General features: G+C 72.1%; 9 protein-coding genes. 7 read left to right on the forward strand and 2 right to left on the reverse strand.

Annotated features, from left to right (window positions below):
• Positions 1 to 5: 5 nt before the first annotated feature.
• From iolB to mmsA, 3 genes are read left to right on the forward strand one after another with little or no spacing between them, the layout of a single operon-like run.
• The gene (iolB, locus tag ACZ4U1_RS07250; protein ID WP_467900669.1) at positions 6 to 845 is read left to right on the forward strand and encodes a 5-deoxy-glucuronate isomerase; all 840 of its coding nucleotides are present in this window, start codon (positions 6 to 8) and stop codon (positions 843 to 845) included.
• Positions 842 to 2,719 carry a 3D-(3,5/4)-trihydroxycyclohexane-1,2-dione acylhydrolase (decyclizing) gene (iolD, locus tag ACZ4U1_RS07255; protein WP_467900671.1) on the forward strand — a complete coding sequence of 626 codons (1,878 nt, stop codon included), beginning with the start codon at positions 842 to 844 and terminating at the stop codon, positions 2,717 to 2,719. Before iolB ends, iolD begins: the two co-directional genes overlap by 4 nt.
• 16 nt (positions 2,720 to 2,735) lie before the next feature.
• Positions 2,736 to 4,238 carry a CoA-acylating methylmalonate-semialdehyde dehydrogenase gene (mmsA, locus tag ACZ4U1_RS07260; protein ID WP_467900674.1) on the forward strand — a complete coding sequence of 501 codons (1,503 nt, stop codon included), beginning with the start codon at positions 2,736 to 2,738 and terminating at the stop codon, positions 4,236 to 4,238.
• Between the two features lie 56 nt (positions 4,239 to 4,294).
• Here mmsA and ACZ4U1_RS07265 read toward each other — a convergent pair whose 3' ends face one another.
• Positions 4,295 to 5,128 (reverse strand): SCO4651 family lipoprotein, encoded by an 834-nt coding sequence (locus tag ACZ4U1_RS07265; protein ID WP_467900676.1) that lies wholly within the window; start codon positions 5,126 to 5,128, stop codon positions 4,295 to 4,297.
• Between the two features lie 447 nt (positions 5,129 to 5,575).
• Between ACZ4U1_RS07265 and ACZ4U1_RS07270 the strand changes: the two genes are divergently transcribed.
• Positions 5,576 to 7,036 (forward strand): APC family permease, encoded by a 1,461-nt coding sequence (locus ACZ4U1_RS07270; protein WP_467900678.1) that lies wholly within the window; start codon positions 5,576 to 5,578, stop codon positions 7,034 to 7,036.
• 129 nt (positions 7,037 to 7,165) lie between these two features.
• Here ACZ4U1_RS07270 and ACZ4U1_RS07275 read toward each other — a convergent pair whose 3' ends face one another.
• Positions 7,166 to 7,573: a GNAT family N-acetyltransferase gene (locus tag ACZ4U1_RS07275; protein WP_467900680.1), complete on the reverse strand. Its 408-nt coding sequence runs from the start codon at positions 7,571 to 7,573 to the stop codon at positions 7,166 to 7,168.
• Positions 7,574 to 7,688: 115 nt separating this feature from the next.
• Here ACZ4U1_RS07275 and ACZ4U1_RS07280 point away from each other — a divergent pair, with 115 nt between their 5' ends.
• The 3 genes from ACZ4U1_RS07280 to ACZ4U1_RS07290 all read left to right on the forward strand — a co-directional run bounded on the left by ACZ4U1_RS07280 (position 7,689) and on the right by ACZ4U1_RS07290 (position 12,867).
• Positions 7,689 to 10,340 (forward strand): CocE/NonD family hydrolase, encoded by a 2,652-nt coding sequence (locus ACZ4U1_RS07280; protein ID WP_467900682.1) that lies wholly within the window; start codon positions 7,689 to 7,691, stop codon positions 10,338 to 10,340.
• Positions 10,337 to 11,191: an ABC transporter permease gene (locus ACZ4U1_RS07285; protein ID WP_467900685.1), complete on the forward strand. Its 855-nt coding sequence runs from the start codon at positions 10,337 to 10,339 to the stop codon at positions 11,189 to 11,191. Before ACZ4U1_RS07280 ends, ACZ4U1_RS07285 begins: the two co-directional genes overlap by 4 nt.
• A 158-nt stretch (positions 11,192 to 11,349) precedes the next feature.
• Positions 11,350 to 12,867: a vWA domain-containing protein gene (locus tag ACZ4U1_RS07290; RefSeq protein ID WP_467900688.1), complete on the forward strand. Its 1,518-nt coding sequence runs from the start codon at positions 11,350 to 11,352 to the stop codon at positions 12,865 to 12,867.
• The last annotated feature ends 92 nt before the right edge of the window (positions 12,868 to 12,959 follow it).

Here is a 12,959-nt window from a genome sequence, read left to right on the forward strand (position 1 = left end):
GCCGCATGACCAGCACCGATCTGCATCTGCCCCGGGGCGCCACCGCGAACGCCCCGTACGTCGTCGACATCGATCCCAAGGTGGCCGGCTGGACACACAGCAGCCTGCGGGTCGTCGAGTTGGCGCCCGGTGGCAGTCATGTGTGCGCCACCGGGGACAGTGAGTGGATCGTGCTTCCGCTGGAAGGCGGATGTACCGTACAAATTGAAACTGCGTCAAACGAGCAGTGCGAGTTCCAACTCCTGGGCCGGGAGAGCGTGTTCGCGAGCGTCTCCGACTTCGCGTACGTTCCCCGGGACGCCCGGGTCCTGATCGCCTCCGGCGCGGGAGGCCGCTTCGCCCTGGCAGGAGCGAAGTGCGAGCGACGACTCCCCGCCCGCTACGGCCCCGCGCCGGAGGTCCCCGTCGAGGAGCGCGGCAGCGGCGCCTGCGCCCGCCGGGTGCGCAACTTCGCCTCCGCCGACTCCTTCGAGTGCGACAAGCTGATCGCCGTGGAGGTGATCACCCCGGGCGGCAACTGGTCCTCGTACCCGCCGCACAAGCACGACGAGCACCGGCCGGGCGAGGAGTCCGAGCTGGAGGAGATCTACTACTTCGAGATCGACGGCCCGAACGGGCTGGGCTACCAGCGCGTGTTCCCCTCGCGGGAGGGCGGGGCGGACGTCCTCGCCGAGGTCCGCTCCGGCGACGCCGTCCTCGTGCCCGACGGCTGGCACGGCCCGTCCATCGCCCAGCCCGGGCACGACATGTACTACCTGAACGTCATGGCGGGCCCCGGGCAGACCCGCGAGTGGCGGATCTGCTTCCACCCCGACCACACCGAGACCACAGGGGGGTACCGATGACGATCCGGCTGACCGTCGCCCAGGCGCTCGTCCGCTTCCTCGCCGCCCAGTACACCGAACGCGACGGCGAGCGGCGGCGGCTGATCGGCGCCACCTGGGGCATCTTCGGGCACGGCAACGTCGCCGGCATCGGCCAGGCGTTGATCGAGTACGCCGACGTGATGCCGTACCACCAGGGACGCAACGAGCAGTCCATGGTGCACGCGGCGGTCGGCTACGCCCGCCAGTCGAACCGCCTGTCCACGCACGCGGTGACGACGTCGATCGGCCCCGGGGCGACCAACCTGGTCACCGGCGCCGCCCTCGCCACCATCAACCACCTGCCCGTGCTGCTCCTGCCCGGTGACGTCTTCGCCGCCCGCCCCGCCGATCCGGTCCTTCAGCAGCTGGAGGTGCCGTACGCGGGCGATGTGTCGGTCAACGACACGCTGCGCCCGGTGTCGAAGTACTTCGACCGCATCACCCGGCCGGAGGCCCTGATTCCGAGCGCGCTCCAGGCCATGCGGGTCCTCACCGACCCCGTCGAGACCGGCGCGGTCACCCTCGCCCTCCCGCAGGACGTGCAGGCGGAGGCCTTCGACTGGCCGGAGGAGTTCTTCGCGACGCGCGTGTGGACTGTACGGCGGCCCGGCGCGGACCCGACCGAGCAGGCGGAGGCGGTCCAGGCGATCCTTTCCGCCCGAAGGCCGCTGGTGATCGCGGGCGGCGGGGTCCACCACAGCCGCGCCGAGGAGGCCCTCGCGGAGTTCGCGGCGGCGACCCGCATCCCGGTCGCCTCCACCCAGGCCGGGAAGGGCTCGCTGCGTTACGACCATCCGCAGGACATCGGCGGGATCGGCCACACCGGCACCGCGACTGCCGACGAGCTGGCCCGCACCGCGGACCTGGTGATCGGCGTCGGCACCCGCTACACCGACTTCACCACGGCCTCCGGCACCCTCTTCGAGAACCCGGACGTCCGCTTCCTGAACCTGAACATCGCGCCCTTCGACGGCCACAAGCTGGCCGGACTCCCGCTGATCGCCGACGCCCGCAGCGGCCTGGGCGAGCTGACCGAGGCGCTGGTCATGCACGGGCACACCGTCGCCGACTCCTACGTCACCGAGTACACGCAGGACAAGGAACGCTGGGAACAGCGCGTCGACGCCTGCTTCGAGGCCGAGGAGCCGGACGCACGGCCGTCCCAGCCGCAGGTCCTCGGCGCCCTGGACGCGCTGGTGGACGAGTCGGACATCATCATCAACGCGGCCGGTTCACTCCCCGGCGACCTGCACAAGCTGTGGCGGGCGCGGTCGTCCGACCAGTACCACCTGGAGTACGGCTACTCCTGCATGGGCTACGAGATCCCGGCCGCCCTCGGCGTGAAGCTCGCCGCACCCGAGCGGAACGTGTGGGCGCTGGTCGGAGACGGTACGTATCTGATGATGCCGACGGAGATCGTGACCGCGGTCCAGGAAGGCATCGCGATCAAGATCCTTCTGGTGCAGAACCACGGGTACGCCTCGATCGGCGGGCTCTCGGAGTCGGTGGGCGGCGAGCGGTTCGGCACCGCCTACCGCTTCCCGACCGAGGAGGGGACGTACACCGGCGCCCCGCTGCCCGTCGACCTGGCCGCCAACGCGGCCAGCCTGGGCATGCGGGTGCTGCGCGCGAAGACCGTACGGGAGCTGCGCGCGGCGCTCGCCGAGGCGCGCGCCGCCGACACTCCCACATGTGTCTACGTGGAGACCGAAACGTCCGACACTGTGTCGGGCGCGCCTCCGGCGCAGGCCTGGTGGGATGTTCCTGTGGCCGAGACCGCGACCCGACCGTCCGCGGTCAAGGCACGTGAGCTGTACGAACGGCACGTCTCGACCCGACGCCGCCATCTGTGAGAAGGAGTCTTAGGGCATGACGAAGATCGTCAACCACTGGATCGGCGGCAAGACCGTCGAAGGCGCGTCGGGTACGTACGGGCCGGTCACCGACCCGGCCACCGGCGCGGTCACCACGAAGGTCGCGTTCGCGTCGGTCGAGGAGGTGGACGCGGCGGTCGCGGCGGCCAAGGACGCCTATCTGACCTGGGGCCAGTCCTCCCTGGCCCAGCGCACGTCCATCCTCTTCAAGTTCCGGGCACTGCTCGACGCCCACCGCGACGAGATCGCCGAGCTGATCACCGCCGAGCACGGCAAGGTGCACTCCGACGCGCTCGGCGAGGTCGCGCGCGGCCTGGAGATCGTGGACCTGGCCTGCGGGATCAACGTCCAGCTGAAGGGCGAGCTGTCCACGCAGGTCGCGAACCGGGTCGACGTCGCCGCCATCCGCCAGCCGCTCGGTGTCGTCGCCGGCATCACGCCGTTCAACTTCCCGGCGATGGTCCCGATGTGGATGTTCCCGATCGCCATCGCGTGCGGCAACACCTTTGTGCTGAAGCCGTCCGAGAAGGACCCGTCGGCCTCCATCAGGATCGCCGAGCTGCTCGCCGAGGCCGGTCTGCCGGACGGCGTCTTCAACGTCGTGCACGGCGACAAGGTGGCCGTCGACCGGCTGCTGGAGCACCCGGACGTCAAGGCCGTCTCCTTCGTCGGCTCCACCCCGATCGCCCGCTACATCCACACCACCGCCTCCGCCAACGGCAAGCGCGTCCAGGCGCTGGGCGGCGCCAAGAACCACATGCTGGTCCTGCCGGACGCCGACCTGGACGCGGCCGCCGACGCGGCGGTCTCGGCGGCCTACGGCTCGGCGGGCGAGCGCTGCATGGCCATCTCGGCGGTCGTGGCCGTGGGTGCCATCGGCGACACGCTGGTGGAGAAGATCCGCGAGCGCGCCGAGAAGATCAAGATCGGCCCGGGCAACGACCCGACGTCCGAGATGGGCCCGCTGATCACCGCCGCCCACCGCGACAAGGTCGCCTCGTACGTCTCCGGCGCCGCCGAGGAGGGTGCCGAGGTGGTCCTGGACGGCACCGGCCACACCGTCGAGGGCTTCGAGGACGGCCACTGGATCGGCATCTCGCTGCTGGACAAGGTGCCGACCAGCGCGAAGGCGTACCAGGACGAGATCTTCGGCCCGGTGCTGTGCGTGCTGCGCGTGGACACGTACGAGGAGGGCGTGGCCCTCATCAACGCCTCGCCGTTCGGCAACGGCACCGCGATCTTCACCCGGGACGGCGGCGCGGCCCGCCGCTTCCAGCTGGAGATCGAGGCCGGCATGGTCGGCGTGAACGTCCCGATCCCGGTGCCGGTGGGCTACCACTCCTTCGGCGGCTGGAAGGACTCGCTCTTCGGCGACCACCACATCTACGGCAACGACGGCACGCACTTCTACACCCGCGGCAAGGTCGTCACCACCCGCTGGCCCGACCCGGCCGACGCCCCGGCGGGCGTGGACCTGGGCTTCCCGCGCAACCACTGACAGCCGGACAGCACGGTGCCCCGCCCTCCGCGTGAGAGGGCGGGGCACCGGCGCGTTCAGCCCTGCTGTTGCTGCTGCTTCTTGATCACGTCGGTGAGGTCGGCGATCCGTGCGGCGGGCGGGGCCTTGACGGCGGCCGTCTTGCCGAACTTGTCGAAGTCCATGCTGATGGTCATGACGCCGAGCTTCTCCTTGAGCCGCACCGGCAGGTCGTCGGAGCCGACCCACACGTCCATGACGATCGACTTCGTGCCGGTCGCGGCGCCCATGGGGCTGTCCTCGCCGTAGACGTCCTTGAACTTGCCCATGTGCGCGCTGTCGATCACGCCGCGGTAGTGCGTGGTGGGGTGTCCGTTCACGGTCTGCGTGCCGAGGTTCTCGACGTTCTTGGCGTACTTCAGGCCCTTCATGGAGGCGGAGGGGCTGCCGTTGTCGCCGCTCAGGGCCTGGGCGCCCTTCTTCCCGAACACCGCCGAACCGTCGACCTTGATCCAGTCCTTGCCCTGGTACGGGCCGGAGGGGAGGGGGTCCACGTCGTAGTAGTAGACGCCGTCGACGAACAGGACGTGCGTCGTGGGGGAGTGGTTCACGGCCTGCATGTTCGCGGCCTTGGTGTCCATCTCCACGTCGAAGGCGTAGCCGTCGCCCCAGGAGTACGTGCCGTTCATGGCGATCGGGCCGCTGGTGCCGGTGTCGGTCGTCATCCGTACCTCGGCCGACCCCAGTGCCTCCGTCCGGTCCGTCGCGCGGGCCAGTGCCGCCATCGCCTTGGTGTTGGCCTTGTCGACCGCCTTGACGGCCGTCTTCGCGCCTTCCGTGCCGCAGCCGGAGGCCGCGACCAGCGCCGCCGTCGTGAACGCCACCCAGGCGGCGGTGTGCCGCATCGTCATGTCCCCACCCCGAGAGCCGTGTGTGCAGAGCTGTGCGTCTGCTGTGCGGGCGCACTCTATCGGCCGGCACTGACATGGACGCGATCGGTTTACCCGTCCGGATATCGGACGGCTGACATTTTTTTGAAACGTCGGCTGCGGTTCTCGTTCTCGGCGGACGAAACGGGTGACGAAGGGGTTGAGTGTGAGTGGCCTTTGAAACCAAGGTCACATTCGCTTGAAGCTTGATGAATGCACCTATACGGCGTCACGGCCTGGGAAAGTGATGCTCCGTGTGGCCATCCGGAGCTGCGGATTCCGTAGGTAAACCGCCATTGACGCGGCGGTTTTCGTCGGGGTTCTCTATGCAGCGCCGGGAGCGGACGAGACGAACGTACGACGATCCGCCGGAGGCGATAGCGCTCCCGTCCCCCACCCTCAGTCGCACGAGTCGATCGGAACCGCCGTATGACCGACACACTCCAGAAGTCCGTGGCAGACACCGCTTCAGCCCCCGCACCGGGGCTGAAGCGCTCCATCGGTGTCGTCGGCGGCACCCTGCTGACGCTGTCCTGCGTCACTCCCGCCTCCACGCTCTTCGTGGTCGTCCCCGACCTGTTCGGCTCCCTCGGCACCGCCACCGCCCTGACGATCGCCATCGGCTCCCTCCTCTGTATCGCCGTGGCGTTCTGCTACTCCGAGCTGGGCACCCTCATCCCCAGCGCGGGCGGCGAGTACGCCATGGTCTCGACGATGGCCGGACGGCTCGCGGGCTGGCTCGTCTTCGTGCTCTCCCTGCTGGTCGTGATGATCGTGCCGCCGGTGATCGCGATGGGCACCGCGGACTACCTGGCCCCCCTCGTCCACCTCGACCCGTCCATGACCGGCGCCGGCGTGATGCTGCTGGCCACCCTCGCCGGCCTGCTCGACCTGCGCGCCAACGCCTGGATCACCGGCATCTTCCTGGTCCTGGAGGTCGTCGCCGCCGGCGTCGTCGCCCTGCTGGGCTTCTCGCACGGCCACCGCGGAGCGGGCAGCCTGGTCTCGATGCAGGTGGCCGGTGCCCACGGCCACACGGACACCGTGACGGCCATGCTGGTGGTGTCCGGGCTCGCCATCGCCCTCTTCGTCACCCAGGGCTTCTCCACCGCCGTCTACCTCTCCGAGGAACTGGAGAACCCGCGCCGCAACGTCGCCCGCACGGTCCTCGCCACCCTCGCCATCTCCACCGTGGTCATCCTGGTGCCGGTCGCCGCGATCACCATGGGCGCCTCCGACCTGGAGGAACTGACCGGCGGCGACATCAGCTCCATGGTCACCGCCTGGTCCAACTCCGCGGTCGGCACCTTCGTCAGCCTCTGCGTGGCCCTCGCGATCATCAACGCGGGCATCGTCATGGTCATCCAGAACTCCCGCGTCCTGTTCGCCTCCGCCCGCGACAAGGCCTGGCCCGGCCCGGTCAACACCGTCTTCTCCAAGCTCGGCCGCTTCGGCTCCCCCTGGGTCGCCACCCTCGCGGTCGGTGTCCCCGGCGCGGTCCTCTGCTTCGTCAACCTGGACACCCTGTACGGCGTCACCGGCGTCTCGGTGACCGGCATGTACCTGCTGGTCGCGATCGCCGCCCTGCTCGCCCGCCGCGGCTCCCACCAGCACACGCCCGCCTGGCGGATGCCGCTGTGGCCCGCCGTGCCGGTCCTGCTCATCGCCGTCCTGACGTACATCCTGACCCAGCAGGAGACCGTCTACCTGCTGTGGACCGGCGGCATCACCGCCACGGCCACCCTCTACTGGGCCCTGTACCTCCGCCCGCGCCGCGAGACGCACTGGCTGGTGTCGATCCCGGAGGACGCGCGGGCTCCCGAGGCCGCGCCGGGTCCGGGCATCCCGGCCCAGGCGACCGCCCCGGTCGCCGACGAGGCCCGGGCCTGAGCCGCGGCTGCCTGATCCGCGGCCGGGGGTGAATTCCCCCGTCGTCCCCGGCCCGCAGACCGCCGCCCCCGTCACCCACTGCCAGGTGGGGTGCCGGGGGCGGCGGCGTTCCCCCGGGCCGCGCCGGCCTCAGAACTCCCACGTCACCACCGTGCACGTCCCGTCCTCCGTGCCGCCCGCACTGCGATAGGCGGCGAGGGCGACGTCGTTCCCGGTGTCGACGCCGACCCACATGCCGTAACAGCCCCGCTCCCGGGCCAGCGCGGCCAGCCGTCGCACCAGGGCCCGCCCGATGCCCCGGCGGCGGTACGGCTCCGCGACGGCCAGCTCGTACAGGAACATCTCGGTGCCCTTGTCGGGATGGACGGTCTCGACACCGCTGACGAAGCCGCCCACGGCCCCCTCCCAGTACGCCAGCAGCAGATGGTGCCCGGCGGTGGTGAGGAAACGCTCCGCCCACTCCGGGCGCACCGGATGGTCGAACAGATGCTCCGCGGCGACGACTTCGGCGACGGAGGTGGCCCTGCGGATCCGCATGGGCCTTCGTACCACGGCTGAAGTACGCCGTGACAGGGCCGTACGCCCCGGGGAGGGCGCACGGTTCCGCCCCACGGCAGCGGCGGTTGTCGGTGCCGCCCCGTACCGTTGACACATGGATCTTCGACCCCCCGCCCTGCGCAGCCTGCTGCGGCGGCCCCGCCGGCTCCTCGCCGCCGGGGCAGCCGTCGTGGTGCTCGCCGGTGCCGGGACGTGGACGGCGGCCGTCGCCTCCGACGACACGCGGGCCGTGCGCCGCAGCGACCAGGTCATGGCGGTCGACGGGGTGCGCCTGGACACCTCGTACTTCACCCCGGCCGACGCCGGCCGCCACCCCGCCGTCCTCCTCGCGCACGGCTTCGGCGGCAGCAAGGACGACATGCGCCGGCAGGCCGAGGACCTCGCCCGGGACGGATACGCGGTCCTGACCTGGTCCGCGCGCGGCTTCGGCGGCTCCACCGGGAAGATCGGCCTCAACGACCCGGAGGGCGAGGTCGCCGACGTCTCCCGGCTCGTCGACTGGCTGGCCAGGCAGCCCCAGGTGCGGCTCGACAGGCCCGGCGACCCGCGCGTGGGCATGGCCGGCGGCTCGTACGGCGGCGCGGTCTCCCTGCTCGCCGCGGGCCACGACCAGCGGGTCGACGCGATCGCCCCGGCCATCACCTACTGGAACCTCGCGGACGCCCTGTTCCCGAACGGCGTCTTCAAGAAGCTGTGGACCGGCATGTTCTTCAACACCGGCGGCGGTTGCGCGAAGTTCGAGCCCGCGCTGTGCCGGATGTACGACCGGGTCGCCGAGTCCGGCACCCCGGACCAGGCCGCCCGGAAGCTGCTCCAGGAGCGCTCGCCGTCCGCCGTCGGCGAGCGCATCAAGGTGCCCACCCTGCTGGTGCAGGGGCAGACGGACTCCCTGTTCACCCTCGACCAGGCCGACGCGGCCCAGAAGGCGATCCGCGCGAACGGCGCCCCCGTCGACGTCGACTGGATCGCCGGCGGACACGACGGCGGCGACATGGAGACCGGCCGGGTGGAGGCGCGCGTGCGTGCCTGGTTCGACCGGTACCTGAAGGGCGACAAGGGCACGGACACCGGTCCGGCGTTCCGGATCACCCGCACCGGAGGCATCGACTCCACCGACGGCACCGCCCAGCTGCGCGGTGCGAGCGCCGCCGCCTACCCGGGTCTGCACGACCACCGGCGCGCCGTCGCCCTCACCGGCGGCACCCAGCACGTCGCCAACCCGGCCGGCGCCAGCCCGCCCGGTGTCTCCGCCCTCCCCGGACTCGGCGGCTCCGGCGGCCTCGCCCAGCTGTCCGCGCTCGGCGTCGGCGTCTCCCTGGACTTCCCCGGCCAGTTCGCGAAGTTCGACTCGGCACCGCTCACCCGCGACCTGCGCATCACCGGCGCCCCGACCGCCACCGTGCGCATCACGTCCACCCGTGACGACGCCGTCCTGTTCGGCAAGGTCTACGACGTCGGCCCCGACGGCACCCGGCAGGTACTGCCCGCCCAGCTCGTCGCCCCCCTCCGGGTGACCGGCGCCAAGGCCGGCAAGGACGTCACCGTCACCCTCCCGGCGATCGACCACGAGGTGCAGAAGGGTCACCGGCTCCGCCTGGTCCTCGCCTCCACCGACCTCGGCTACGCCTCACCGGCCGCCCCGGCCACCTACACCGTCTCCCTGAAGGGGGACCTGAGCGTGCCGACGGCTCCCGCCGTCACCACCGCCGCCGCGCCCCTGCCCGCCTGGGTGTGGTGGCTGCCCGCGGCCGGCGCGGCCGTCGCCCTCGCCCTGCTGCTCACCGCCCGCCGCCGGACGGCCGCCCCCGCACCCGACCCGGAGCTGGCCGACGTCCCGCTGGTGATCAAGGACCTGAGCAAGCGGTACGCGAAGTCCACCACCCGGTACGCGGTGCGCGAGCTGTCCTTCCGCGTGGAGAAGGGCCAGGTCCTCGGCCTGCTCGGACCCAACGGCGCGGGCAAGACGACCACCCTGCGCATGCTGATGGGCCTGATCCGGCCGGACGACGGCGAGATCCGCGTCTTCGGCCACGCGATCCGGCCCGGCGCGTCGGTGCTCTCCCGGGTCGGCGCGTTCGTGGAGGGCGCCGGCTTCCTGCCCCACCTGTCCGGCCGGGAGAACCTGGAGCTGTACTGGCGGGCCACCGGCCGCCCGCCCGAGGACGCCCACCTGGACGAGGCCCTGGAGATCGCCGGCCTCGGCGACGCGCTCGCCCGCGCGGTGCGCACCTACTCCCAGGGCATGCGCCAGCGCCTGGCCATCGCCCAGGCCATGCTCGGCCTGCCCGACCTGCTCATCCTGGACGAGCCCACCAACGGCCTGGACCCGCCCCAGATCCGCGAGATGCGCGAGGTGATGATCCGCTACGCGGCCGGCGGCCGTACGGTGATCGTCTCCAGCCATCTCCTCGCCGAGGTCGAGCAGTCCTGCACCCACCTGGTGGTCATGGACCGCGGCCGGCTCGTGCAGGCCGGACCGGTCCGGGAGATCACCGGCTCCGGTGACACCCTGCTGGTCGGCACCGCCGTACCCGTGCAGGAGCCGGTGGTGGAGAAGGTCGGCGCGCTGGACGGGGTCGCCTCCGCCGTGCGCACCGACGACGGGCTGCTGGTCCGGCTCGAACCCGGCGGCACGGCCGAGCGGCTGGTCGTGGAGCTGGTGCGGCTGGAGGTGCCGGTCGCCTCGGTCGGTCCGCACCGCCGCCTGGAAGACGCCTTCCTCACCCTGATCGGAGGTTCCGCATGAGCACGCTCACCGAGGTCGCCTCCGGCTATCAGGCGGGGCGCACCCTGCCGCTGCGGGTCGAGCTGGTCCGCCAGCTCAAGCGGCGCCGCACCCTGGTCATGGGCGCCATCCTGGCCGTACTGCCGTTCGTGCTGCTGATCGCCTTCGCGGTCGGCGGCGACCCGGGCGGCCGGAACAACCAGGTCACGCTGATGGACACGGCCACCGCCTCCGGCGCCAACTTCGCCGCCGTGAACCTCTTCGTCTCCGCGGGCTTCCTGCTGGTCATCCCGGTCGCCCTGTTCTGCGGGGACACGGTCGCCTCCGAGGCGAGCTGGTCCTCGCTGCGCTATCTGCTGGCCGCGCCGGTGCCCCGGGCCCGGCTGCTGTGGTCCAAGCTCGCCGTGGCGCTCGGGCTGAGCCTCGCCGCGATGGTGCTGCTGCCGCTGGTGGCGCTCGCCGCCGGTACGGCCGCCTACGGCTGGGGCCCGCTGGAGCTCCCCACCGGCGGCGCGCTGGACACCGGCACGGCGGCCCAGCGGCTCCTGGTGGCCGTGGCGTACATCTTCGTGTCCCAGCTGGTCACGGCCGGGCTGGCGTTCTGGCTGTCGACGAGGACGGACGCCCCGCTCGGCGCGGTCGGCGGCGCCGTCGGCCTGACCATCGTCGGGAACGTCCTGGACGCCGTCACCGCCCTCGGCCACTGGCGGGACTTCCTGCCCGCGCACTGGCAGTTCGCCTGGGCCGACGCCGTCCAGCCCCGCCCCGAGTGGTCCGGCATGATCCAGGGCACCGCGCTGTCCATAACGTACGCCCTGGTGCTGTTCGCGCTGGCCTTCCGGGGTTTCTCCCGCAAGGACGTCGTCTCCTAGGTCACCGGTGTGTCACCCACCGGTCACGGCGGGCCGCCGCCGTGGCCGGTTCGAGATCCATCCGCAACGCCCCGGTTCGCACGTTCCGGGCCCTTCCCCCGTCACAGTCAGCAGCGGACGCACCCGTCCGACGCCAAGCGGCCCACGGGGAGGACGAGATGGACCGGTACCGGGAACACCGAACGCGGCGGCCACACCGCGCACGCCGGGCGTGGCACGCGCTGCTCGCGCTCCTGGCCGCGGGCGGTCTGCTGCTGACGGCGTGCAGCGCGGACGGCAGCGCGACGGCCGACGGCAAGGCCCGCGGGCACGACCAGGCCTACGGGACCGGCGGCCCGGACCCGTCCTCGGGCAGCCGCCTGTCCACCTTCGCGCTCGACGTCGACACCGCCTCCTACGCCTACGCCCGCCGCGCCCTCGCCGAGGGCCGCCGCCCCGACCCGCAGACGGTGCGCCCGGAGGAATTCGTCAACAGCTTCCGCCAGGACTACCGGCGGCCCGACGGCAACGGCTTCACGGTCACCGTCGACGGCGCCCGCACCGACGAGCCCGGCTGGTCCCTGGTCCGGGTCGGCCTCGCCACCCGGCCCGCCGCACCGGACGCGCACCGTCCGCCCGCCGCGCTGACCTTCGTCATCGACACCTCCGGCTCCATGGACGAACCCGGCCGCCTCGACCTCGCCCAGCACGCCCTGACCACCCTGACGGACCGGCTGCGCGACGACGACTCCGTCGCCCTGGTCACCTTCAGCGAGGACGCCGAGACCGTGCTGCCGATGACCCGGCTCGGCGGCCACCGGGCCACGGTCCGCGAGGCCGTCGACAGCCTGGGGGCGAAGAACTCCACGAACCTGGGCGCGGGCGTCGAGAAGGGCTATGCCACCGCCGTCGAGGGCCTGCGCGAGGGCGCCACCAACCGGGTCGTCCTCATCTCCGACGCCCTCGCCAACACCGGCGAGACCAGCGCGGACGCCATACTGCGCCGGATCGACGGCGCCCGCCGGGAGCACGGCATCACCCTCTTCGGCGTCGGCGTCGGCAGCTCCTACGGCGACGCCCTCATGGAACGCCTGGCCGACCGGGGCGACGGCCACACCGTGTACGTCTCCGACCCCGGCGAGGCCGACAAGGTCTTCACCGGGCAGCTCCCGCGCAACATCGAGCTGACCGCCCGGGACGCCAAGGCCCAGGTCGCCTTCGACCCGCACACCGTCACCGGCTTCCGCCTCGTCGGCTACGACGACCGCAAGGTCGCCGACCAGGACTTCCGTGACGACCGGGTCGACGGCGGGGAGGTCGGCCCCGGCCACACCGTGACCGCCCTGTACGCCGTCCACACCCGGCCCGGCGCCCGAGGTCACCTCGCCACCGCCACCGTGCGCTGGCTCGACCCGGAGACCCGCGACCCGCACGAGGCGTCGGGCGCCCTGGAGACCGGTGCCCTGTCCGGCTCGGTGTGGCGGGCGAGCCCCCGGTTCCAGGTCACCGCGGTCGCCGCCTACTTCGCCGACGCGCTGCGCACCGGCTCCGCGGACGGCCCGGCCCTGCCCGGCGCCCCGAGCCTGACCGGCCTCACCCGCAGGGCCGCCGGGCTGGCCGCGACCACCGAGGACGCCGACGTGCGCCGGCTCGCCGACGCCATCCGCCGGGCGAGCGGCACCGAGCCGGTGGAGTGAGCGGGGGGTGAGCGGGGGAGTGAGCCGGTCGAACGGGCCGGCGCACGCCCCATTGACCTCTCCTTACTTGTGAGTAAGTTGACTCGTTGGTA

This window comes from Streptomyces sp. NPDC028928 (assembly GCF_055564915.1).

Coding starts and splice junctions, on each gene's coding strand:
- iolB (WP_467900669.1), top strand. CDS start 6: ATGACCAGCACCGATCTGCATCTGCCCCGGGGCGCCACCGCGAACGCC.
- ACZ4U1_RS07270 (WP_467900678.1), top strand. CDS start 5,576: ATGACCGACACACTCCAGAAGTCCGTGGCAGACACCGCTTCAGCCCCC.
- ACZ4U1_RS07280 (WP_467900682.1), top strand. CDS start 7,689: ATGGATCTTCGACCCCCCGCCCTGCGCAGCCTGCTGCGGCGGCCCCGC.
- ACZ4U1_RS07290 (WP_467900688.1), top strand. CDS start 11,350: ATGGACCGGTACCGGGAACACCGAACGCGGCGGCCACACCGCGCACGC.
- ACZ4U1_RS07285 (WP_467900685.1), top strand. CDS start 10,337: ATGAGCACGCTCACCGAGGTCGCCTCCGGCTATCAGGCGGGGCGCACC.
- ACZ4U1_RS07265 (WP_467900676.1), bottom strand. CDS start 5,128: ATGACGATGCGGCACACCGCCGCCTGGGTGGCGTTCACGACGGCGGCG.
- mmsA (WP_467900674.1), top strand. CDS start 2,736: ATGACGAAGATCGTCAACCACTGGATCGGCGGCAAGACCGTCGAAGGC.
- iolD (WP_467900671.1), top strand. CDS start 842: ATGACGATCCGGCTGACCGTCGCCCAGGCGCTCGTCCGCTTCCTCGCC.
- ACZ4U1_RS07275 (WP_467900680.1), bottom strand. CDS start 7,573: ATGCGGATCCGCAGGGCCACCTCCGTCGCCGAAGTCGTCGCCGCGGAG.